Source organism: Streptomyces sp. 2-1 (assembly GCF_048564895.1).
GTDB classification, from domain to species: domain Bacteria; phylum Actinomycetota; class Actinomycetes; order Streptomycetales; family Streptomycetaceae; genus Streptomyces; species Streptomyces phaeochromogenes.
The window spans coordinates 4,136,296-4,157,359 of the sequence record NZ_CP183383.1 but is presented as its reverse complement, the minus strand read 5'-3'; the positions used below and the strand labels follow the sequence as shown (position 1 = coordinate 4,157,359).

The following is a 21,064-nucleotide window of genomic DNA, read 5'->3' as shown; positions in this document are numbered from 1 at the left end:
GTCCACCGCGGAATCATTGTTAGGAAACTTTCCTATCGGTGGGAGGAAGGTAGGCCCGAGGTGGGGGACGCGTCAATACCGGCCACTGTCGGGCAATGAAGTCGTTACCCGACGGACGGTGAGGGGACACGCGACCCGGCGGACGGTGGGGACACGTGTGTGGGGACATGCGTGTGGGGCGGCACCCGGAGTGATCCGGATGACCGCCCCACAGAGGCCTGTGCGCGTCTCGCGCGTATGAGAAAGCTCTCGCCGCTACTTCGTCACATTCGTCGGAACCGCGGCCGGCGCTATGGGCGACGCCGTCTGCGACTGGGGGGACGCGGAGTTGGAGTAGGCCGACGGGGCCGCCATGCCCGCGGTCGGGTCGGGAGCCGCCTCCTCGTCCTGCTGGGCGGGGAGACCGCCGACGATGCGGATGCCCGCCCCGTCGAGAGCGTGCTTGATGCGCCAGCGCAGTTCGCGCTCCACGCTCAGCGCCTTGCCGGGCATCGTCTTCGCGGAGACGTGGACGACCATCGAGTCGAGCAGCACGCTGTCGAGGCCGAGGACCTCGATGGGGCCCCAGAGGCGTTCGTTCCAGGGCTCGGCCTTGCTCATGTCCTCGCCGACCTGGTTGAGGAGCGTCTTCACCCGGTCCAGGTCCTCCGAGGGGTGGACCGTGACGTCGACACCGGCCGTCGCCCAGCCCTGGGAGAGGTTGCCGATGCGCTTGACCTCGCCGTTGCGGACGTACCAGATCTCGCCGTTGTCGCCGCGGAGCTTGGTGACGCGCAGGCCCACCTCGATGACCTCGCCGGAGGCGACGCCCGCGTCGACCGTGTCACCCACGCCGTACTGGTCCTCCAGGATCATGAAGACGCCGGAGAGGAAGTCCGTGACCAGGTTGCGGGCGCCGAAACCGATGGCCACGCCCGCCACACCGGCGGAGGCCAGCAGCGGGGCGAGGTTGATCTCGAACGTGCCGAGGATCATCAGCGCGGCCGTACTCATGATCGCGAAGGACGCGACCGACCGGAGCACCGAACCGATGGCCTGGGACCGCTGACGACGGCGTTCGACGTTGACCAGGAGACCGCCGAGGGCCGTCCCGTCGACCGCCTGGGCCGTACGGTTCATGCGGTCTATGAACTTCGTGATGGTCCGCCGTATGACCACTCTCAGCACGGCCGCTATCACCAGGATCAGCAGCACCCGCAGGCCGATGCTGAGCCATGTGGACCAGTTCTGCTCGACCCAGCTAGCGGCGTTGTTGGCGCTTTCCTGGGCGTCCTGGAGCGTTGGCGCCGTCGGTTCCTCGGTGGGATCGGCGGCCGACAGGACGGACAAGAACACGGCAGGTACCTCCAGGCGTAGCGGTCCGCCCGCGGCAGGGACATCGGAATAGGGGCACCGACGGGCAGAACCACCACACTAACGGGGCAGCATGTGCGGATCGTTGCAATGTTCGAGGGAGAGACTGTGCTCACCTGGGGATGAAGAGGGTGTGGTCGAAAACACTCCCAGCCCGTTACCGGGACATGGTGGCGCTTCCACCAGGCATGAGGGGAGACTGACTACAGATCGTCCCGGCGCGAGCCACGCGCCGCCGGCGTACAAGGAGGCCATCCGTGCCGCATGTCCTGGTCCTCAACGCGTCGTACGAGCCCCTCGGCGTCGTACCGCTCCGCCGCGCGCTCGTCCTCGTCCTCGAGAACAAGGCTGTCTGCCTCGAGGAATCCGGCGCCTTTATGCATAGTGCAACCGTTACTGTCCCCGCACCCAGCGTGGTCCGGCTGAAGAGGTTCGTACGGGTCCCTTACCGGGGGCCCGTTCCGCTGACCCGTCGGGCGCTCTTCGCCCGCGACGGCGGCCGGTGCATGTATTGCGGTGGCGTCGCAACCAGCGTCGACCACGTCATCCCGCGCAGCCGCGGGGGTCAGCACGTCTGGGACAACGTGGTGGCGTCCTGCCGCCGCTGCAACCACGTCAAGGCCGACCGTCACCTGGTCGAGATCGGCTGGCGCCTGCGCCATAAACCGGCCCCGCCGACGGGGCTCGCTTGGCGCATCATCGGAACCGGGCATAGGGACCCGCGCTGGCTGCCATACCTGCAGCCGTACGGCGCGGAGGACGCGATGGCCCGGATCGACGGCATTTCCGCCTGACGATCCGGGCCTTCGTCTTGCCTTGTGTCGCCTTGTGCGGGCCGGTTCCGCCCCTTTGGTTCTTCGGCGCGGGCCGGTCCGCCGCCTCCTTCGCGCGGCCGGTCCGCCCTGCGTCGTGCGGGCCGGTCCGTCGTCTCCGTCGTGTGCCGGGCCGCCGTTTTCTCCGTCTTTCCGGTCTTTTCCGGCGCTCCGGGAAGTCCCCTCGTGCCTCCCGGAGCGCCGGAGTTCCGCAGTGCGGTGGGCGCGGCTAGGCGAAGCGCAGTTCCGCCGGGTGCACCGAACGGCGTAGCAGGGGCAGCGAGGTGGCGGCGGCCAGGAGGCAGGCCGCGTAGACGGCCACCGGCACGAGCAGCGGCACCACCATCGGGATGGTCGCAGCGTCCGCGATGCCTCCGTACGTGATGTACAGCGCCGCGCCGCCGAAGCCCGCGAGCAGCATCGCCGGGGCCAGCGGCAGTGCGGTCTCGAGGAGCAGCGCCCGGCCCAGCACCTTCTGCGGTACGCCCGCCGCGGCCTGCGCGGCGAGGCCCCGGCGCCGGGTGGCGAGCGACTCGGCGGTGCCCACGGCAAGCCCGCCCAGGCTGATCAGCAGCGCGATCAGGACCGCGGCGCCCGCCAGGTTCACGCCGGTGGTGTAGAACGCCACGTCCTCAGGGGTGTAGGGCCGGCCCCCCGCCGGATGATGCACGGAGTCGAGGAACATCTGGCGTATGCCCACGAAGCCCACGCCCACGACGGCGACCAGGAGTACGGCCGCGTTGGTGCGCGCGGTGGCCCACGGGTCGGCCTGGAGTCGTTCGGCTGCGATCAGGACCGCGGGGTTCTCGGTCCGGGCGGCGAGCCGCCTGCCGATGGTCCGCGCGGTGATCCCGGCGACCGCCACCGAGCCCGCACCGGTCAGCGCCACCGCGGAGAACACCAGTAGGGGGAACGAGGCGGCCCCCGGCCCTCTGCTCCGCATGACGATCAGCAGGGCGGCCAGGCCCATCAGCACAGCCGGCACCACAAGGGTGAGGGTGGCGACCCGGCCGTGGCGCGGCCGCACCCGGCGCACCCAGCCGAGCGGCGAGGCCACGACCCGGCGCAGCGCGACCACACTCACCAGTACGGCGAGGAGGGGCACGGCGAACGCCACCAGGGCGAAGCCGCCCCAGGCCGACAGCGAAAGCTGCTGCTGCAACAGGTTCACCATGAGGAGCGCGCAGAACACCGAGGCGACGGCCGACCCCAGCAGACAGGCGAGACCGGCCTCCAGGGCCGCGATGCGCCGCACCTGCCTCGGTGTCGCCCCGGCGAGGCGCAGTCCGGCCAGTCTGCGGTCGCGGTGCACGGCGCCGATGCGTGCGCACTGGCCGAGGAAGCCGAGCACCGGCAGCCACAGGAGCACCAGCGCGACAACCACCCCGGCGCGCTCCCCCGGCTGGTTCAGGAGGCCGTGAAAGTACGGGGTGGACACCTGCCCCTCCACCGAGGCGACCGCGACCGCCGCGAGCCCGAAGCCGGTGGCCAGCGCGGCGCCCACCGCCGTCAGCGTCACCCGCCACCACTCCCGCCGGTCCGAGCCCCGCGTCAGCAGCCAGGCGAGTCTGAGATCCGCGATCACAGCGCCCCCTCCAGCGTCAACGCGTCCTCCGCGGAGACGACGACCCCGTCGCGCAGGTGCACTTCGCGGTCCGCGTACGCCGCGACCTGCGCGTCGTGCGTGATCAGCAGCACCGCCGTGCCGGACTCCCGGGCCGTGTGCGCCAGCGCCGTCAGCACGCCCTCGCTCGCGAGGGAGTCGAGCGCACCGGTCGGCTCGTCCGCGAAGACGACCTTCGGACCGGTCACCAACGCCCGTGCCAGCGACACCCGTTGGGCCTGCCCGCCGCTCATCTCCCCGGGCCGCAGCTCCCCCTGGCCGCGTACGCCGAACCGCTCCAGCCACTCGTCCGCCCGCTCGTGGGAGTCCTTGCGGGAGGCTCCCGCGAGCAGCAGCGGCAGCGCGACGTTGTCGAGCGAGGTCAACTCGGGTATCAGCTGCCCGAACTGGAACACCACCCCGAACTCCGTACGCCGCAGCTCGCTCAACCGCTGTTCCGGGAGCTGGTCGAGGCGCTGCTCGGCGTAGACGACCGAGCCCTCGTCGGGGCGGACGATCCCCGCCAGGCAGTGCAGCAGCGTGGACTTGCCGCTGCCGCTCGTGCCGGTGACGGCGAGGATCTCCCCCGAGTGCAGTTCGACCGAGGCGCCCCGTAGCGCCTGGGTCCTGCCGTGCGTCTTGGCGAGGCCTCGGGCCGCCAGGATCGGCAGGGCCTTCTCCGTCTCCGTACTGCTCATGGGCGGGCTGCTCATGCTCCGTCGACCTCCGCGGTCAGAGTGGTGAGCCGGGCCGCGGTGGTGGTCATCCAGCGCAGATCGGCGTCGAGGTGGTTGAGGGCGTAGTCGGCCGAGAGGACGGTCGCGAGATCGGCGCCGGGCGCCGTCTTGACCGCCGTGAGCTCCCGCATGCGCGCCATGTGCGCGGCGCGCTGGGCGCTCAGATACCGGGCGGGGTCGGCCGAGGCGAGGATCGCGCACACGACCTTGGCGAAGATCTCGTTCGTCACGAAGGGTGCGGGCGGGGTGATCTCGCCCGTCCACGCGGCGAGTTCCTTCGCCCCGTCGTCGGTGGACCGGTACAGCGTCCGCTCCGGGCCGCCGTCCGAATCGGTCCCGTCGACCTCCGCGAGACCGTCGCGGACCAGGCGCTGCAACGTCGTATAGACCTGGCCATAAGCCAGCGGGCGGGCCTGCGGGAAGCGTTCGTCATGGCGTCGCTTGAGGTCGTAGCCATGGCTCGGCCCTCCGGCGAGCAGTCCCAGGAGGATGTGGCGGGTGCTCATGGGCACCATTATGTACTCAGTATATGTAGCGAGTGAATAGTTATCCCGGGAAAACCTTCGGCCACGCCCCGGGGAAGGGGCTCCGGGGAAGGGGCTCGGGGGAGGCGGTCTCGCGGGAGGGTGCCTCTGGGGGGCGGGCGTCATCGCGGGCGGTGGCCGTCCAGGCGCTCTTGGTAACCAGGCGCATCCGGGACAAGATGTGAACAAGGGCACGTTGTCCGGGCTGTCACGTCTGCGCGCCCGCCCACTGGGTAGGGCTGCCGTGACCCGCCGTACGACTACCCGCGACGACCAAGGAGGCCCCCATGGCCGCATCGGCACAGCTTCTGCTCTCGGCCCTCTCCAAACGCCCGGCGGAGCAGCCCGCCGACCCCGACCCGTACATCTGTGTCTTCACCGCCGAAGGGCCCTGCGCGGAGACGCCGCTCACCAGCGAGCCGCCGCTGCCCGACGCCGCCCCCCTCACCAGCGAACCGCCACTCGCCGACGCCGCGCACCTGACGAGCGAGCCCACCTCCACGGGCGCCGCCGCGGGCCTGGACCCATCGGGGGTCTGATGCCGCTCTCCCGGCTCGCCGCGCTGCACGGCGTCGCCACCTCCTTCAGCCCGTCCCCGGGACGCACGGTCGCGGCCTCGGACGCCGCGGTCGTCGCCGTCCTCGCCGCACTGGGCGTCCCCGCCGCGACACCGGACGCCGTCCGCACGGCGCTCACGGCACGCGAGACGGAGCTACGGGAGCGACTGCTCCCACCGACACTGGTGAGCTGGAGCGGGGCACCGACGGCTGCCGGGAGCGACCATGACGCCGGGGCGCGCGAATCCGCCCCGGGGGCGGACGGCGACGAGCGTGCGCCGGACGAGAACCCACCTGCGCCGGGCGAGGGCCGGCCCGCGCCGGACGTGATCAGGCACGGGCTGGGCGAGAACCCGCCCGCGCCGCACGAGGACCGGCCTGAGACGGGCGAGAGCCCGCCCGCGCGCGGCGGGGACGCGCCCGCGCCGGACGGATCGCCGTCCGTGGCCCGCGCGTCCGTGGCCGATGGTTCCGCCGGTGCCGCACCCGCGCAGGGTGACCCGGACCCGGCCGCCCCGCCCGGATTCCCGGGAGACTCCTCGCTCGCCTCCGCCCTCGCCGCGCTGCCCGCCGGGACCCGCCTGCGGATCCGTACCGAGCAGGGCGAGACGCGTGCCTCCGCCGAACAACTGCCCCTCGGCGTCCATGAGTTGGAGGCCACCGCTCCCGACGGGCGGACCGCCCGCGCCCATCTCGTCGTCGCGCCGACCCGGCTGCCCGCCGCACCGGGGCGTACGTACGGGCTGCTCGTGCAGGTCTACTCGCTGCTGTCCCGGCGCTCCTGGGGCATGGGCGACCTCGGGGACCTCGCCGAGCTGACGGCCTGGGCCGGACGCGCGCTCGGCGCCGGGTTCGTGCAGGTCAACCCGATGCACGCGGCCGTGCCCGGCGCACCCACCGACCCCTCCCCGTACCGGCCCTCCTCGCGCCGCTACCCCGACCCCGTGTACCTGCGCGTCGAGGACGTCCCCGAGTTCGCGTACGCGGGCGAGGGTGACCGCGACCGTGTCCGTACGCTCCTGGAGCGGGCCGAGCGGCAGCGCGAATCCGTGCTGAACAAGGGCGCGTTGATCGACCGCGACGCCGTGTGGGAGCTGAAGCGCGAGGCTCTGGAGCTCGTCCGGGACGTACCGCTCGGACCCGGACGCCGCGCCGCCTACTGCGACTTCCTCGCCGAGGAGGGCGAGGCGCTGGAGGACCACGCCACCTGGTGCGCGCTCGCCGAGGTGTACGGCTCCGACTGGCAGAAGTGGCCGGCCGCCCTGCGCGACCCCCGCTCGGCCGAAACCGCCCGCGCCCGGGGCGAGTTGATGGACCGCGTCGACTTCCACAGCCGCCTCGCCTGGCTGACGGACGCCCAGCTCGCCACCGCCCAGCGCAGCGCGCGCGACGCGGGCATGGGGGTCGGGCTCGTGCACGACCTCGCGGTGGGCGTCCACCCCGGCGGCGCCGACGCCTGGGCGCAACAGGAGTACTTCGCGGCGGGCATGTCGGTCGGCGCGCCCCCGGACGCCTTCAGCGTGCAGGGCCAGGACTGGGGGCTGCCGCCGTGGCGCCCCGACCGCCTCGCCGAGTCCGGCTACGCCCCCTACCGCCGCCTCCTGCGCGCCCTCTTCCGCTACGCCGGCGCCCTCCGTATCGACCACGTCATGGGCCTCTTCCGCCTCTGGTGGATCCCGCAGGGCCGCCCGGCCACCGAGGGAACGTACGTCCGTTACGACGCCGAAGCCATGCTCGCGATCCTCGCGCTGGAGGCGTACCGCGCCGGGGCGCTGGTGATCGGCGAGGACCTCGGCACCGTCGAGCCGGGCGTCCGGGAGAAGCTGCACGAGCACGGCGTACTCGGCACGTCCGTGCTGTGGTTCGAACGCGACTGGGACGGTACGGGCCTGCCGTTGCCCCCCGAGAGCTGGCGCGCCGACTGCCTCGCCACAGCCACCACCCACGACCTGCCGCCCACCGCGTCCCGGCTCACCGGCGACCACGTCGAACTCCGCGACCGGCTGGGCCTGTTGACCCGCCCCGTGGAGGAGGAACGGGCCGAGGCCGCCACCGACGTGGGGGAGTGGCTGGCGCTGCTCGCCCGGCTCGGACTGCTCCAGGGCACGGCCGGCGGGCAGTCGGAGGACTCGGAGGAGGCGCAGATCCAGGCCCTGCACCGGTTCCTGCTGCGCACCCCCGCCCGCATGATCGGCGTCTGGCTCCCGGACACCGTCGGCGACCGCCGCCCGCAGAACCTGCCCGGCACCTGGGACCAGTACCCCAACTGGCGCCTGCCCGTCGCCGACGCCGAGGGCCGCCCCGTCACCCTGGAGGAACTCGCCGCCTCACCCCGGCTGCACGCCCTCATCGACGTGGTGCGCGCGGGCCGGGTGGGGGAGATGGGGGGCGGATGCGGGCCGGACTCGGGAGTCTCCGGGCCGGACGTCGCGGAATCCGGGCCGGGCTCGGGAGGCGCTTCGCCCCGTACGGCACCCCCGGGCGCGCGGCCGGATTAGGTGTTCGCTACGTTTGCACCGTGGACAAGAAGAACGCCCTGCGCGCCGGCGCCCTGGCTGCCGGTACGACGCTGATGATGCTGCTGATGTCGTCCCCCGCGCTCGCGGTGACGCCTGACGACGGCGACGACCCCGGTCCGGGCCTGAGCGTCATCGAGACGCTGGGGCTCTTCGTCGCGGCGCCGATCGGGCTGTTCCTGCTGATCGCCGCTCTGGTCTGGGTCCTCGACGGGTCGACGGACCGTGGCCCGAAGCCGAAGGGCAAGGCCAAGACGAAGGCGGCCGTGAAGGCTTCCTGACCTCGGCCGGCTCCGGCCACTGAGATCTTTCTGCGGCCACTGAGGCTTTCTGTTTCGAGGGCACCGTCCTCGGGCGCGTACATACGGCATTCGTCGTACGCGCCCGAGGACGGTGCCCTCGACGTGTTTCCGGCGCGGTCCGCGCCTGGCGGCTTCAGCGGGAGGGGCCCGGGTGCGGGGCCGTCAGATAGCGCTGGATCGTCGGTGCCAGCCAGGCCACGATCTCCTCGCGGGACAGGTCCACGGCGGGCGGCAGGCGCAGGACGTACCGCGTCAGCGCCATGCCCAGCATCTGTGACGCCACGAGCGCGGCGCGGGCCGGGACCTGCTCGGGGTCGGGGCAGACGCGCAGGGCCACCGGCACCAACTGCTCCTTGAAGATGCCCTGCATGCGCTCGGCCCCGGCGGCGTTGGTGACCCCGACCCGCAGCAGCGCCGTGAGCACCTCGTTCTTCTCCCAGAGCGCCACGAAGTGCTCGACGAAGATCCGGCCGACCTCCTCCTTCGGCACCTTCTCCGGCACGGGCAGCCGCAGATCGATGTCGACGGCCGCCGCGAACAGGCCCTCCTTGTTGCCGTAGTAGCGCATCACCATCGAGGGGTCGATCTTCGCGTCGCGGGCGATGGCGCGGATGGTCGCGCGCTCGTACCCGTCGGCGGCGAAGCGTTCGCGCGCGGCGGTGAGGATGGTGGCGCGGGTGGCGTCGGAGCGGCGGGCGGGCTGCGAGGACTGCGTGGGCTGTGTCGGCTGTGTGTGCTGGGCGGGCTGCGCGTGCTGGGTGGGGGAGTCGGTGTCGGTCATGCCAACAAGCGTAGGCCAACAGTTGTTGACGGGCCAGAGGTGTCGCCCTATGGTGGCAAACGGGCGTTGGCCTACACGTGTTGGCCTACGAGCGTTGGCCAACAAGAGTTGGCACCGGGCCACCCGGTGTTTGCCAACAGCCCTTGACCAACACGCGTTGGCACCAGGAGGCCGCCATGACAGGCACGACCGGCACAAACGGCACGACTGGCACGACCGACAAGAACGCCACCCCCGGCACTCCCCGTACCGCCGACACCGCTTCCCGCGACGTCATCGTCGTCGGCGCGGGCCCCACCGGTCTGCTGCTGGCCGGCGACCTCGCCACCGCCGGCATCCCCGTCACCCTCGTCGAGAAGCGCCCGCACAGGACCAGCAACCTCTCCCGCGCGTTCGTCCTGCACGCCCGCACACTGGAGCAGCTCGACGCCCGAGGCCTGGCCGACGAGCTGGAGAGCAAGGGCCAGACACTCGACCGGCTCCGGCTCTTCTCCCGGCTGACCGTCGACCTGACCACCCTCCCCTCCCGCTTCAACCACCTGCTCGTGCTGCCGCAGTACGAGGTGGAGCGGGCGTTGGAGCGGCGGGCGGTGGAGGCCGGGGTGCGGTTCGCGTACGAGACCGAGGTGACCGGGCTGGTCCAGGACGCGGACGGGGTGACCCTCAGGGTGCGCGCGGCCACCGAGGCCGAGGGCGCCGGAAGGGGACCGGGGGAGCTGCGGGCCGCGTACGTCGTCGGGACGGACGGGATGCGCAGTGCCGTGCGGGAGGCCGTGGGGCTGCCCTTCCCCGGGCGTTCGGCGATCCGTTCCGTCGTCCTCGCCGATGTCCGGCTGGCCGAGGAGCCGGAGACGCTGCTGACCGTGAACGCGGTCGGGGACGCGTTCGCGTTCCTCGCGCCCTTCGGGGACGGCTACTACCGGGTGATCGGCTGGGACCGCCGGCGCAATGTCGCCGACGACGCGCCCCTCGACCTCGACGAGGTCAAGGAGATCACCCGCCTCGCCCTCGGCCGCGACTACGGCATGCACGACGCCCGCTGGATGTCCCGCTTCCACAGCGACGAGCGCCAGGCTCCGGCGTACCGGGTGGGCCGGGTCTTCCTGGCCGGGGACGCCGCGCATGTGCACACCCCGGCCGGCGGCCAGGGCATGAACACCGGCCTCCAGGACGCCGCCAACCTGAGCTGGAAGCTGGCGGCGACACTCAACGGCCACGCCCACACCGACCTGTTGGACACCTACCAGTCCGAACGCCACCCCGTCGGCAAGTCGGTCCTCCGCAGCAGCGGCGGACTCGTACGGCTCGCGATGGCCAACCGCCCCTGGACGCTCGCGGCCCGCACCCTGCTCACCACGTTCCTGGACCACGCCCGCCCGGCCCGCACCCGCATGCTCGGCCAGATCACCGGCATCGGCTACTCCTACCCGTCCCCACGCGGCGCCCACCCTCTCACCGGCAGGCGCGTCCCGGACGTGGCCCTTCGGGACGGCCGCCTGTACGAGGCCCTGCGAGGCGGCAGGTTCGTACTCATCACGCCGTCCGACGCACCCACGGCCCCCGACCCCGACACCCGCAAGGACCGCCTCACCGTGGCCAGTTGGGCAAGCGACCGCCGCGCAACCCTCCTGATCCGCCCGGACGGCTACGCGGCCTGGGCGGCGGAATCACCGACCGCCGAGGAGACCGAGGCGGCACTGACGGCGGCGATGGGCCGCGACTGACCCCATGCCCTCACCTCCGAGAGCTGAAGCGTGTTGCTGAGCTGAACCCGCGCCACGTACGGGGCGCGGGGAACTGCGCGACCAGCTACAACCGGCCCGCAGGCCGGCAACAGACAGGGAACCCCTCCCGGCGAGTCGCTAGCGACTCGCCTGGCCCGTGCCCGCCAGCAACTGGCGCAGGAGGTCGGCCAGTTGGCCGGCCTGTTCCTCGTTGAGGGACGACAGCGCCTCCGTCTGGACGGCGAGGCCGGCGCCGACCGCCTCGTCGACGAGCGTCAACCCCTTGTCTGTGAGCGTCACTTGGAGGGCGCGGCGGTCGTGGGGGTCCGGGGACCTGCGGAGGAGGCCGGCCCGTTCGAGCTTGTCGAGGCGGCCGGTCATGCCGCCCGTGGTCAGCATCAGTGTCGCCGAGAGCTGGCGGGGGGAGAGGGCGTACGGGTCGCCGGACCGTCGCAGGGTGGCGAGTACGTCGAACTCGCCGCGCGAGATGCCGAGCCGCGCGTACGTCTTCTCCATCCGGTCGCCCATCGTCCGCGAGAGCCGGAAGACGCGGCCGAAGACCTCCATCGCGGCCGTGTCCAGGTCGGGCCGGACGACGGCCCACTGGTCGATGATCGCGTCGACGGGGTCCGTGGGGGTCCTGGCGGCCTTGGAAGTGCTCATGGGGCGAGTATCCGCACCGTATGACCCGGCTGCAAGAAGGTGGCTTGACGATAAGTAGCTTAGCGCTAAGCTAATTACTGCCAAGCTAGCTCCCGGAATCATCTTCCGGAGCCATCAGTCATCAGCCATCTCCCGAGCCATCTCCCTCATGGAGCCGGTCATGAACCGCAGCACCGTCATCGCGCTCACCGCCCTGGCCCCCGTCTCCTGGGGCGGCACCTATGCCGTCACCACGGAGTTCCTGCCGGCCGACCGCCCCCTGTTCACCGGCCTGATGCGTGCCCTGCCCGCAGGGCTGGTCCTGCTCGCCCTCGCCCGCACGCTGCCCCGCGGGGTCTGGTGGTGGAAGGCGGCGGCCCTCGGCGCGCTGAACATCGGCGCCTTCTTCCCGCTCCTCTTCCTCTCCGCGTACCGGCTGCCGGGCGGTATGGCGGCCGTCGTCGGTTCCGTCGGCCCGCTCTTCGTCGTGGGCCTCGCGGCGGCCCTGCTCGGCGAACGCCCGACCCTCCGTACGCTCCTCACCGGCATCGCGGCCGCCCTCGGCGTGAGCCTGGTCGTACTGAAGGCGGCCGGTGCGCTGGACGCCGTGGGTGTGCTGGCCGCCCTCGCCGCGACCGCGTCGATGTCCGCGGGCACCGTGCTGACGAAGAGGTGGGGGTGTCCCGAGGGGGTCGGCCCACTCACCCTCACCGGCTGGCAACTGACCGCGGGCGGGCTGCTGATAGCCCCGGTCGCGCTGCTCGTGGAGGGCGCGCCGCCCGTGCTCGACGGCCGGGCGGTCGGCGGCTACCTCTATCTGGCGCTGGCCAACACGGCGGTCGCGTACTGGCTCTGGTTCCGCGGCATCGGCCGGCTCACCGCAACCCAGGTCACATTCCTCGGCCCGCTCTCCCCGCTCACGGCGGCCGTCATCGGCTGGGCGGCACTCGGCCAGGCACTGGGTCCCGTGCAACTGGCGGGCATGGCCCTGGCCTTCGGGGCGACGGTGTTCGGCCAGCTCGGGGCACGCCCTGCGCGCGCCACCCAAACGTTCAGCTCAACTGAAAGGAATGGTCGAAAAGATTCGATGGACGTGACGGTTCCGGCGCTGCGACGGTAGATCCACATCGACCGAGTCCCGGTGACGGGAAGAACCGAGTTCCCGGTGACGGGAAAGAGGTGACGGGAAGAGAGGCGTGGGATACACCGTGGGAGTCCTGGACCCGGCCGCCCGTACGCGCAGTTCGCCGGACGCGGACCGAGTGAAGCGAACGGCTCCCCGCCCGCGCCTCGGTCTCGGTCTCGGCATCGCGCTCGCGGCGATCGCCACGGTCGTCTGGTCCGGCAGCTTCGTCACGTCCCGTGCGCTGCACGACAGCGTCCCGCCCGTCCAACAGGCCTTCTGGCGCTGGGTCGTGGCGCTCGCGGCCCTCGCCCCGTTCGCGGCGCGGGCGGCCTGGCGGCAACGGCACGTACTCCGCCGCCACCTCGGCTTCCTCCTCCTGGCCTCCCTCCTCGGCATCGCCGCGTACAACACCCTCGTCAACCAGGCGGCCCTCTCCACCTCCGCAGGCACGATGGGCATGATCATGGCCGCGTCACCGGTCCTGATGGCGGTGTACGAACGCGTCGGCGGCGTACGCCTCGGGGTGCGCCGGATCGTGGGCATGCTGATCGCCTGTGCCGGGGTCCTGCTGCTCATGGGCGGCGGGAGGCCCTCGCTCGACTTCGGCGCCGGGGACCTCTGGATGGCGGGGGCCGCCGCGTGCTTCGCCTCGTACAGCGCGCTGCTGCGTCACAAGCCGCGCGAGATCGACGGACTCGCCTTCCTCTTCGCGGCGTTCGTGCTCGGGACGGCGATGCTGCTTCCGGCGTACGCGGTGAGTCTGGCCGTGCAGGGCCCCTTCGCCCCGACGCCGTCGACCGTCGGACCGATCCTCTACATCGGCGTCTTCTCCTCCGCGCTCGCCTTCTTCGCCTGGAGCAGGGCGATCGCGCTGATCGGCGCGGCCCGGGCCGGGGCGGTCTACTACCTGCAGCCGGTGTGCGTGGCGGCGCTGTCGTACGTGGTCCTGGGCGAGGCGACGAGTCCCGCGCAGTTGCTCTGCATGGCGTTGATCCTGGGTGGGGTCGTCCTCAGTGCCGGGTAGAAGTGCCGGATAGGTTGCCGTCCATGGCCGAGCACGACAAGTGGGACATCAAGAAGCTGATCATTCTGCGTACGTTGCGTGAGCGGGGCACCGTCACCGCGACCGCACAGGCTCTCCTGCTGACCCCCTCGGCCGTCTCCCAGCAGCTGACCAACCTCGCCAAGCAGCTCGGTGTGCCGCTGCTGGAGGCACAGGGCCGGCGGGTACGGCTCACCGGCGCGGCGCACCTCGTCCTGCGGCACGCGGAGGCGGTGTTCGAGCAACTGGAGCGGGCGGACGCGGAGTTGGCGGCGTACGCGCACGGGGAGGTCGGGGAGGTGCGGGTGGGCGCCTTCTCCACAGCCGTGCCCGCGCTCGTCGTGCCCGTCGTGCGGGCCTTGCGTGTGGCGCGGCCGGGGGTCCGGGTGCAGGTGCGGGAGGCCGAGGCGGGGGAGGCGTACGAGCTGCTGGGGGCCGGGGAGGTCGATCTCGCGCTGTCACTCGCGGCGCGGGCCGTGCCGGACGCGGGGGACGGGCGGTTCACCCGCGTGCCGTTGCTCGCCGATCCGCTCGATGTCGCGCTGCCCGTCGATCACCCGCTGGCGGGGGCGGCGGAGGTGCGGCTCGCCGATCTGGCGGGGGAGGCGTGGATCTTCGGCGGGAGTGGGCCGTGGTCCGACATCACGCGGGGGGCGCGCGAGGTGGCCGGGTTCGCACCTCGGCAGGGGCATTCGGCGGCCGGGTGGACCGCGATCCTCGCCATGGTGGGGGCGGGGATGGGGGTCGCGCTGGTGCCCCGGATGGCTGTGGCTGGGACTGGGGCGGGGCGAGGGGACGGCGTGGTGATGCGGGCCCTCGATGCCGACCGGCCTCGGCGGCATGTGGTGGCGGCTGTGCGGCGTGGGGGTGAGGGGGCGCCGGCGGTGGCGTGTGTTCTGGAAGCCCTGCGGGCGGAGGCGGGGGCGTTGACGGCTCGCCGTCCTGGGTGACCTTTTTCGCCCCCGCCGCCCCTACCCATTCCCGTCCCTTTCGGGGGCCAGCCCCCGAACCCCCGCTCCTCAAACGCCGGAGGGGCTGGATTGTTCGCGGCCCGGGCCGACACCATCAGCCCGTCCGGCGTTTGAGGACGAGCGCGTTCAGCGCGATTTGGGGGTCTGGGGGCGGAGCCCCCAGGGACGGGACGGGTAAGGGCGGCGGGGGCGAAAAGGCACCCGGCATATTCACATAAGTTGATCTCCGTCGCCGCCGTCCCAAGGGCCCCTTGACACCCTGACCCGGCACATCGAGCCTTGACGGGGCGCGCTCCCCGGACCCCCGGAACCGCCCGTTCGAGACGCTCAACGGCCGTATCGAGGTGAGGAGTTGGCGTGAGGGCAGAGGGCGCTCGCAGCCGGGGAAACCCGTATCCCACCGTCGACGAGCTGGCGCGGCGCGCGCGGGCGATGGTCGCGGAGCGGCCCGGGACGTTGCGTCTGCGCACGGTCGGAAGGTCCCGCGCCGGCCGGCCCCTGTGGCTGCTCTCCGCAGGTCATGGCGAACACCAGATACTCACCGTGGCCGGCGCCCACGCCAACGAACCGGTCGGCGGTGCCTCGTCGCTCACCCTCGCCGAGGACTTCGTACGGGATCCGCGGGTCCTGGACGAACTCGGCTGCACCTGGCACTTCCTGCTCTGTCTGGACCCGGACGGTACGACCCTCGGTGAGCGCCGGTTCGCCGAACACCCGGCCTCGGCACCGACCCTGGACGGCTACTACCGCGGTTTCTACCGGCCCGCGTTCATGAGTCAGCCCGAGTTCCCGCCCGTGGAGGCGGACCCGCACACCGCGATGCCCGAGTCCCGGGCGCTGACCCGGCTCATCGACGAGCTGCGGCCCCTGGTCCAGTTCTCCCTGCACGGAGTCGAAGTAGGAGGATCGTTCCTGCAGTTGACCCGTCCCGTGCCGGGAGCGCCGCGGGCCTTCCGGTCTGTGGCGGCGGAGCTCGGAATCCCGCTGGAGTACCGGCCGTTCGACGGCATGGGCTGGTTCGTGGACAGCCCCGGCGTGCTCGTGCTGCCCGACGGCAGCCCCGCCGACGAACGCGACCCCTCCGGCTACACCTCCCAGGCGACCTGGATGTACGCGATGCGGCACGGGACCGTCTCGGCCGTCGTCGAGGCCCCCTTCTGGAGCGTGGCCGGCGTCAGTGATCCCAGCCCCGTCACCCGGCCGCAGCGGGAGATCTCGCGGGCGGCCGAGATCCTGCTCAGCCGCGCCAAACAGCTGGAGCGGGTGCTCGGCGCGCTCGCCGACCGCCCGCCCGCGGACGAGCGCCGGCTGCCCTTCCACACCGCCGCGCGCGAACTCATGGACATCGGCCCCGGCGTGGTCGACACCTGGAACACCCACGACGCGCACGGCCTCGGCGACGCCGAACTCGCCACCACCGTCGGCAACTCCGTCTCCCTCGGCATCGCCGCCCGCCGCATACCCCTGCGCGCGGCAGCGATGATGCGCAGCGCACTCGACGAACCGCCCGAGGCCCTCGACACCCTCGTACGCGACTGGAGCCAGGAGCTGGAGACCACCTTCGTCGCGCGCTGGGTGCCGGTGCACCGGCAGACCGCCCTGCACATCCGCACGATGCTGCACCTGACCCGGCAGCTGGTCGGCACATGAAGAAGGGCGCCCGGCACAGCACACGCCGGGCGCCCCCAATTACGTATCCACGTACGGCTACCGGGTCGTGGCCGCCGCGTCCGCCGCCTGGGCCCTGAGCGCGCGCTCGATGCCCGCGCGGGACTCCGAGATCAGCCGGCGCAGTGCCGGGCCGGGCTCGGCGGAGGCCAGCCACTCGTCCGTCTTGTGGAGCGTCTCCTCGGAGACCTGGATCGACGGGTAGAGGCCGACCACGATCTGCTGGGCCATCTCGTGCGAGCGCGAGTCCCAGACGTCCTTGACCGCCGCGAAGTACTTGTCCGTGTACGGGGCGAGCAGCTCGCGCTGGCCGGTCTGGACGAAGCCGCCGATCACGGCCTCCTGCACGGCGTTCGGCAGCTTGTCGGACTCGACGACCGACGCCCACGCCTCCGACTTCGCCTCCTCCGTCGGGCGGGCCGAGCGGGCGGTCGCCGCGTGGCGCTCACCGGCGGCCGTCTTGTCGCGCTCGTACTCGCCCGCGATCTCCGCCTCGTCGAAGCGGCCCACCGCCGCGAGCTGCTGAACGAACGCCCAGCGCAGCTCGGTGTCGACGGCCAGCCCCTCGATGGTCTCCCGGCCGTCGAGCAGGCCCTCCAGGAGGTCCAACTGCTCCGGCGTACGGGCCGTCGCCGCGAAGGCGCGCGCCCAGGCCAGCTGGTGGTCGCTGCCGGCCGCGGCGGACTTCAGGTGGGCCAGCGTGGCGTCCGTCCAGCGGGTCAGCAGGGCCTCGCGCGCGGTCGGGTCGGCGTACAGCTCGATCGCCAGCTTCACCTGCCGGTGCAGCGACTGCACGACGCCGATGTCCGACTCCTTGCCGATGCCGGACAGCACGAGGGACAGGTAGTCGCGGGTCGCCAGCTCGGCGTCACGCGTCATGTCCCAGGCCGAGGCCCAGCACAGGGCGCGCGGCAGGGAGGACTCGAAGTCGCCGAGGTGCTCGGTGACGAAGGCGAGAGACTGCTCGTCGAGACGGACCTTCGCGTACGAGAGGTCGTCGTCGTTGAGGAGGATCACCGCCGGGCGGCGCCTGCCCACCAGCTCGGGCACGGCGGTCAGTTCGCCGTCGACGTCCAGCTCGATACGGCCGTTCTCGTCGTCCCGCAGCAGCTTGCCGCTGGCGTCGTCGAGGTCGTAGAGACCGACCGCGATCCGGTGCGGACGCAGGGTCGACTCGCCCTTGGCGCCCGCGGGCAGGGCGGGAGCCTCCTGACGGATGGCGAAGGCGGTGATCACGCCGTCCGCGTCCGTCTCGATCTCCGGGCGCAGGACGTTGATGCCGGCCGTCTCCAGCCACGCCTTCGACCAGGTCTTCAGGTCCCGGCCGGAGGTCTCCTCCAGCGCGCCCAGCAGGTCGGACAGGCGCGTGTTGCCGAACGCGTGCCGCTTGAAGTAGGCCTGCACGCCCTGGAAGAACTCGTCCTCACCGACATAGGCGACGAGCTGCTTGAGGACGCTCGCGCCCTTGGCGTACGTGATGCCGTCGAAGTTGACCAGCACGTCGTCGAGGTCGTTGATCTCGGCCATGATCGGGTGCGTCGAGGGCAGCTGGTCCTGCCGGTACGCCCAGGTCTTCATGGAGTTGGCGAACGTGGTCCAGGAGTGCGGCCAGCGCGACTGGGGGGAGTACGCCTGGCACGCGGCCTCGGCGTAGGTGGCGAACGACTCGTTCAGCCACAGGTCGTTCCACCACTCCATGGTGACCAGGTCGCCGAACCACATGTGCGCCAGCTCGTGCAGGATCGTGGCGGCCCGCACCTCGTACGCGGCGTCCGTGACCTTCGAGCGGAACACGTACTGGTCGCGGATGGTGACCGCGCCCGCGTTCTCCATCGCGCCCGCGTTGAACTCCGGCACGAACAGCTGGTCGTACTTCTTGAACGGGTACGCGTAGTCGAACTTCTCCTGGAACCACTCGAAGCCCTGCCGCGTCACCTCGAAGATCGCGTCCGAGTCGAGGAACTCGGCGAGCGAGGGCCGGCAGTAGATCCCGAGCGGGACCGACTGACCGTCCTTCTCGTACACGCTGTGCACCGAGTGGTACGGGCCCAGGATGAGCGCCGTGATGTACGTGGAGATGCGCGGCGTCGGCTCGAAGACCCAGATGTCGTCCTTGGGCTCCGGTGTCGGCGAGTTGGAGATGACGGTCCAGCCGGTGGGCGCCTTCACGGTGAACTGGAAGGTGGCCTTCAGGTCCGGCTGCTCGAAGCTCGCGAAGACACGGCGGGCGTCCGGGACCTCGAACTGCGTGTAGAGATAGGCCTGCTGGTCGACCGGGTCGACGAACCGGTGCAGGCCCTCACCGGTGTTGGTGTACGCGCAGTCGGCGACGACCCGCAGGATGTTGCGGCCCTCCAGGATGCCGGGCAGCGCGATCCGTGAGTCCTTGAAGACCTCGGCCGGGTCGAGGGAGTCGCCGTTGAGGGTGACTTCGAGGACGGCCGGAGCCACCAGGTCGATGAACGACTCGGCGCCGGTCTCGGCCGAGTCGAAGCGCACGGTGGTCACGGACCGGTAGGTGCCTCCCTCGCCCTGCGCGCCGGAGAGGTCGAGATCGATCTCGTACGAGTCAACGGTGAGCAGCTTCGCCCGCTGCTGCGCCTCTTCGCGGGTCAGGTTTGTGCCAGGCACGCGGTCATCTCCTCGTTATGTGTGGGTTGCGCCATCCTTCCACGGCTGATGCGGGGAATGCGATGTCCGTTTACCGCCGGAGAAACGGGTGGATGCGCGTGACGCTGGAGCCATGACGACATACACCGCACGGCCCATCGCGCCCGTGATCCTCAAGGAGCTGCGTTCCGTCGACGACGCGGGGCGGGGGATGGTTCCCGTGGCCGACGGGGAGGGCGGGGCGCCGCTGCGCTGCTGTCTGCGGCGCAGCTCGCCGGGAGAGGTGATCGCGCTGGTCTCGTACGCTCCGTTGCGGCGGTGGGCCGCGGAGACGGGGGTCGATCCGGGGGCGTACGACGAGCAGGGGCCGGTCTTCATCCATGCACAGGAGTGCCCGGGGCCGGTGGGGGGTGGGCGGTATCCGTTCGCTCGGGGTGGGGTGTTGCGTGTTGTGCGGCGGTACTCCGGTGAGGGGCGGATCCTCGGGGGGCGTCTGCTCGACCTGCCGTCGACGCCTGACGAATCGCTGGACGCGGCTTTCTCGGAGGCCTTCGCCGATCCCGAGGTCGCCTTGGTGCACGTGCGTGCGGTGGAGTACGGGTGCTTCCTGTATGAGGTGCGGCGGCGGCCGTAGGGCGTTTTCTCGCCCCCGCCGCCCCTACCCAGTCCCGTCCCTGACTCAGGGGCTCCGCCCCCGAACCCCCGAAAGATTGCGCAGTTCCCCGCGCCCCTAGGTTTTCAGGGGCGCGGGGAACTGCGCAGTCCAGCCACGACTCACCCGCACGCATACCACTCCGCGAGCCCCGCCCCCCAGCCCGTCCGGCGTTTGAGGACGAGGCCGTTCAGGCCGACTTTCCCGCCCGCCCCGGTCAACCCACCCACCCCCGGCAGGCCCCGCCCACCTCTCAGCCTGTCCGGCGTTTGAGGGCGAGCGCGTTCAGCGCGATACCGGGGGTCTGGGGGCGGCAGCCCCCAGTTTCGGGAAGGGGTGGGGTTGGGGGAAAGGGACTACGCCTTGAGGTCCGCTGCAACCAGTTCCGCGATCTGGACCGCGTTCAACGCGGCCCCCTTGCGGAGGTTGTCGTTGGAGACGAAGAGGGCCAGGCCGTGGTCGACGGTCTCGTCGGTGCGGATGCGGCCGACGAAGGACGGGTCCTGGCCGGCGGCCTGGAGGGGGGTCGGGATGTCGGAGAGGGCGACACCCGGGGCGCCCGCCAGGAGCTCCGTGGCGCGCTCCACGGACAGCGGACGCGCGAAGCGGGCGTTCACCTGGAGCGAGTGCCCCGAGAAGACCGGGACGCGGACACACGTACCGGAGACCTTGAGGGCCGGGATCTCCAGGATCTTGCGGGACTCGTTGCGGAGCTTCTGCTCCTCGTCGGTCTCGTTCAGACCGTCGTCGACGATCGAACCGGCGAGCGGCAGGACGTTGAAGGCGATGGGCCGCTTGTAGACGCCCGGCTCGGGGAAGTCGACCGCCGAACCGTCGTGCGTCAGCTTGTCCGCGTCCGCCACGACCTTCTGCACCTGACCGTGCAGCTCCGCCACGCCCGCGAGACCGGATCCGGACACGGCCTGGTACGTCGCGACGACCAGCGCTTCGAGGCCCGCCTCCTCGTGGAGCGGCTTGAGCACCGGCATCGCGGCCATCGTCGTGCAGTTCGGGTTGGCGATGATGCCCTTGGGGCGGTCGGCGATCGCGTGCGGGTTCACCTCGGAGACCACGAGGGGGACCTCCGGGTCCCTGCGCCACGCGGACGAGTTGTCGATCACGACGGCACCCTGTGCGGCGACCTTCTCGGCGAGCGCCTTGGAGGTGGCGCCGCCCGCGGAGAACAGGACGATGTCCAGGCCGCTGTAGTCGGCGGTGGAGGCGTCCTCCACGGTCACGGCCGAGCCCTTGTAGTCGATCGTCGAACCGGCCGACCGCGCCGAGGCGAACAGCCGCAGCGTCTCCATCGGGAAGTCCCGCTCAGCGAGGATCTTGAGCATGACCGTGCCGACCTGACCGGTGGCTCCGACGATTCCTACCTTCACGGCGACTCCTTTTGCCTGTGCATAACTGGCCAGTGTTTCCATCATGCGTCTCACCCCGG

The 21,064-nt window shown here is 71.6% G+C and carries 18 protein-coding genes; 10 read left to right on the top strand and 8 right to left on the bottom strand.

The window, feature by feature from the left end; all coding sequences use genetic code 11:
- Nucleotides 1-255: 255 nt before the first annotated feature.
- On the bottom strand, nucleotides 256-1,335 hold the full coding sequence (locus tag ACN20J_RS18270) for a mechanosensitive ion channel family protein (RefSeq protein WP_189837797.1): 1,080 nt from the start codon (nucleotides 1,333-1,335) through the stop codon (nucleotides 256-258).
- A 275-nt stretch (nucleotides 1,336-1,610) separates the two neighbouring features.
- Here ACN20J_RS18270 and ACN20J_RS18265 point away from each other — a divergent pair, with 275 nt between their 5' ends.
- Nucleotides 1,611-2,147 carry an HNH endonuclease gene (locus ACN20J_RS18265; protein WP_055611422.1) on the top strand — a complete coding sequence of 179 codons (537 nt, stop codon included), beginning with the start codon at nucleotides 1,611-1,613 and terminating at the stop codon, nucleotides 2,145-2,147.
- A gap of 247 nt (nucleotides 2,148-2,394) precedes the next feature.
- Here the strand turns inward: ACN20J_RS18265 and ACN20J_RS18260 are convergent, their stop codons facing one another.
- The 3 genes from ACN20J_RS18260 to ACN20J_RS18250 are packed head-to-tail and all read right to left on the bottom strand — an operon-like array spanning nucleotide 2,395 to nucleotide 5,011.
- Nucleotides 2,395-3,750, bottom strand: a complete 1,356-nt coding sequence (locus tag ACN20J_RS18260) for an FtsX-like permease family protein (protein ID WP_361919705.1) — start codon at nucleotides 3,748-3,750, stop codon at nucleotides 2,395-2,397.
- The gene (locus ACN20J_RS18255; protein WP_419666326.1) at nucleotides 3,747-4,481 is read right to left on the bottom strand and encodes an ABC transporter ATP-binding protein; all 735 of its coding nucleotides are present in this window, start codon (nucleotides 4,479-4,481) and stop codon (nucleotides 3,747-3,749) included. Before ACN20J_RS18255 ends, ACN20J_RS18260 begins: the two co-directional genes overlap by 4 nt.
- Nucleotides 4,478-5,011: a PadR family transcriptional regulator gene (locus ACN20J_RS18250; protein WP_190227883.1), complete on the bottom strand. Its 534-nt coding sequence runs from the start codon at nucleotides 5,009-5,011 to the stop codon at nucleotides 4,478-4,480. Before ACN20J_RS18250 ends, ACN20J_RS18255 begins: the two co-directional genes overlap by 4 nt.
- Nucleotides 5,012-5,316: 305 nt before the next feature.
- Between ACN20J_RS18250 and ACN20J_RS18245 the strand changes: the two genes are divergently transcribed.
- The 3 genes from ACN20J_RS18245 to ACN20J_RS18235 are packed head-to-tail and all read left to right on the top strand — an operon-like array spanning nucleotide 5,317 to nucleotide 8,383.
- A complete protein-coding gene (locus ACN20J_RS18245; RefSeq protein ID WP_055611419.1) occupies nucleotides 5,317-5,568 on the top strand; it encodes a hypothetical protein in 252 nt (83 codons plus the stop codon).
- Complete coding sequence (malQ, locus tag ACN20J_RS18240) at nucleotides 5,568-8,084, top strand: 4-alpha-glucanotransferase (protein ID WP_419666325.1); 2,517 nt, start codon at nucleotides 5,568-5,570, stop codon at nucleotides 8,082-8,084. Before ACN20J_RS18245 ends, malQ begins: the two co-directional genes overlap by 1 nt.
- A 20-nt stretch (nucleotides 8,085-8,104) precedes the next feature.
- Complete coding sequence (locus ACN20J_RS18235; protein WP_189837801.1) at nucleotides 8,105-8,383, top strand: hypothetical protein; 279 nt, start codon at nucleotides 8,105-8,107, stop codon at nucleotides 8,381-8,383.
- Nucleotides 8,384-8,537: 154 nt separating this feature from the next.
- Here ACN20J_RS18235 and ACN20J_RS18230 read toward each other — a convergent pair whose 3' ends face one another.
- Complete coding sequence (locus ACN20J_RS18230) at nucleotides 8,538-9,185, bottom strand: TetR family transcriptional regulator (protein ID WP_189837802.1); 648 nt, start codon at nucleotides 9,183-9,185, stop codon at nucleotides 8,538-8,540.
- 176 nt (nucleotides 9,186-9,361) lie between these two features.
- Here ACN20J_RS18230 and ACN20J_RS18225 point away from each other — a divergent pair, with 176 nt between their 5' ends.
- Nucleotides 9,362-10,909 carry an FAD-dependent monooxygenase gene (locus tag ACN20J_RS18225; RefSeq protein ID WP_419666324.1) on the top strand — a complete coding sequence of 516 codons (1,548 nt, stop codon included), beginning with the start codon at nucleotides 9,362-9,364 and terminating at the stop codon, nucleotides 10,907-10,909.
- Between the two features lie 138 nt (nucleotides 10,910-11,047).
- On the opposite strand, the gene ACN20J_RS18220 is transcribed toward ACN20J_RS18225, so the two are convergent.
- Nucleotides 11,048-11,572 carry a MarR family winged helix-turn-helix transcriptional regulator gene (locus ACN20J_RS18220; RefSeq protein WP_419666323.1) on the bottom strand — a complete coding sequence of 175 codons (525 nt, stop codon included), beginning with the start codon at nucleotides 11,570-11,572 and terminating at the stop codon, nucleotides 11,048-11,050.
- Nucleotides 11,573-11,732: 160 nt separating this feature from the next.
- Between ACN20J_RS18220 and ACN20J_RS18215 the strand changes: the two genes are divergently transcribed.
- The 4 genes from ACN20J_RS18215 (at nucleotide 11,733) to ACN20J_RS18200 (ending at nucleotide 16,340) form a co-directional block, all read left to right on the top strand.
- Nucleotides 11,733-12,671, top strand: a complete 939-nt coding sequence (locus tag ACN20J_RS18215; RefSeq protein ID WP_419666322.1) for an EamA family transporter — start codon at nucleotides 11,733-11,735, stop codon at nucleotides 12,669-12,671.
- Between the two features lie 76 nt (nucleotides 12,672-12,747).
- A complete protein-coding gene (locus ACN20J_RS18210) occupies nucleotides 12,748-13,701 on the top strand; it encodes a DMT family transporter (protein ID WP_419666321.1) in 954 nt (317 codons plus the stop codon).
- A gap of 23 nt (nucleotides 13,702-13,724) precedes the next feature.
- Complete coding sequence (locus ACN20J_RS18205) at nucleotides 13,725-14,669, top strand: LysR family transcriptional regulator (RefSeq protein ID WP_419666320.1); 945 nt, start codon at nucleotides 13,725-13,727, stop codon at nucleotides 14,667-14,669.
- A 378-nt stretch (nucleotides 14,670-15,047) separates the two neighbouring features.
- Complete coding sequence (locus ACN20J_RS18200) at nucleotides 15,048-16,340, top strand: M14 family zinc carboxypeptidase (protein WP_259333355.1); 1,293 nt, start codon at nucleotides 15,048-15,050, stop codon at nucleotides 16,338-16,340.
- Between the two features lie 57 nt (nucleotides 16,341-16,397).
- Here ACN20J_RS18200 and pepN read toward each other — a convergent pair whose 3' ends face one another.
- A complete protein-coding gene (gene pepN / locus ACN20J_RS18195) occupies nucleotides 16,398-18,989 on the bottom strand; it encodes an aminopeptidase N (protein ID WP_189837809.1) in 2,592 nt (863 codons plus the stop codon).
- Between the two features lie 112 nt (nucleotides 18,990-19,101).
- On the opposite strand from pepN, the gene ACN20J_RS18190 reads away from it, so the two are divergent.
- Nucleotides 19,102-19,602, top strand: a complete 501-nt coding sequence (locus ACN20J_RS18190) for a DUF1203 domain-containing protein (protein WP_361919723.1) — start codon at nucleotides 19,102-19,104, stop codon at nucleotides 19,600-19,602.
- Between the two features lie 374 nt (nucleotides 19,603-19,976).
- Here the strand turns inward: ACN20J_RS18190 and ACN20J_RS18185 are convergent, their stop codons facing one another.
- On the bottom strand, nucleotides 19,977-21,005 hold the full coding sequence (locus ACN20J_RS18185) for an aspartate-semialdehyde dehydrogenase (RefSeq protein WP_190227893.1): 1,029 nt from the start codon (nucleotides 21,003-21,005) through the stop codon (nucleotides 19,977-19,979).
- Between the last annotated feature and the right edge of the window lie 59 nt (nucleotides 21,006-21,064).

Excerpts from the sequence above, each read along its gene's own strand:
- ACN20J_RS18255 (WP_419666326.1), bottom strand. The coding sequence starts at position 4,481 with ATGAGCAGCCCGCCCATGAGCAGTACGGAGACGGAGAAGGCCCTGCCG.
- ACN20J_RS18250 (WP_190227883.1), bottom strand. The coding sequence starts at position 5,011 with ATGAGCACCCGCCACATCCTCCTGGGACTGCTCGCCGGAGGGCCGAGC.
- ACN20J_RS18245 (WP_055611419.1), top strand. The coding sequence starts at position 5,317 with ATGGCCGCATCGGCACAGCTTCTGCTCTCGGCCCTCTCCAAACGCCCG.
- malQ (WP_419666325.1), top strand. The coding sequence starts at position 5,568 with ATGCCGCTCTCCCGGCTCGCCGCGCTGCACGGCGTCGCCACCTCCTTC.
- ACN20J_RS18230 (WP_189837802.1), bottom strand. The coding sequence starts at position 9,185 with ATGACCGACACCGACTCCCCCACCCAGCACGCGCAGCCCGCCCAGCAC.
- ACN20J_RS18225 (WP_419666324.1), top strand. The coding sequence starts at position 9,362 with ATGACAGGCACGACCGGCACAAACGGCACGACTGGCACGACCGACAAG.
- ACN20J_RS18220 (WP_419666323.1), bottom strand. The coding sequence starts at position 11,572 with ATGAGCACTTCCAAGGCCGCCAGGACCCCCACGGACCCCGTCGACGCG.
- ACN20J_RS18215 (WP_419666322.1), top strand. The coding sequence starts at position 11,733 with ATGAACCGCAGCACCGTCATCGCGCTCACCGCCCTGGCCCCCGTCTCC.
- ACN20J_RS18205 (WP_419666320.1), top strand. The coding sequence starts at position 13,725 with ATGGCCGAGCACGACAAGTGGGACATCAAGAAGCTGATCATTCTGCGT.
- ACN20J_RS18190 (WP_361919723.1), top strand. The coding sequence starts at position 19,102 with ATGACGACATACACCGCACGGCCCATCGCGCCCGTGATCCTCAAGGAG.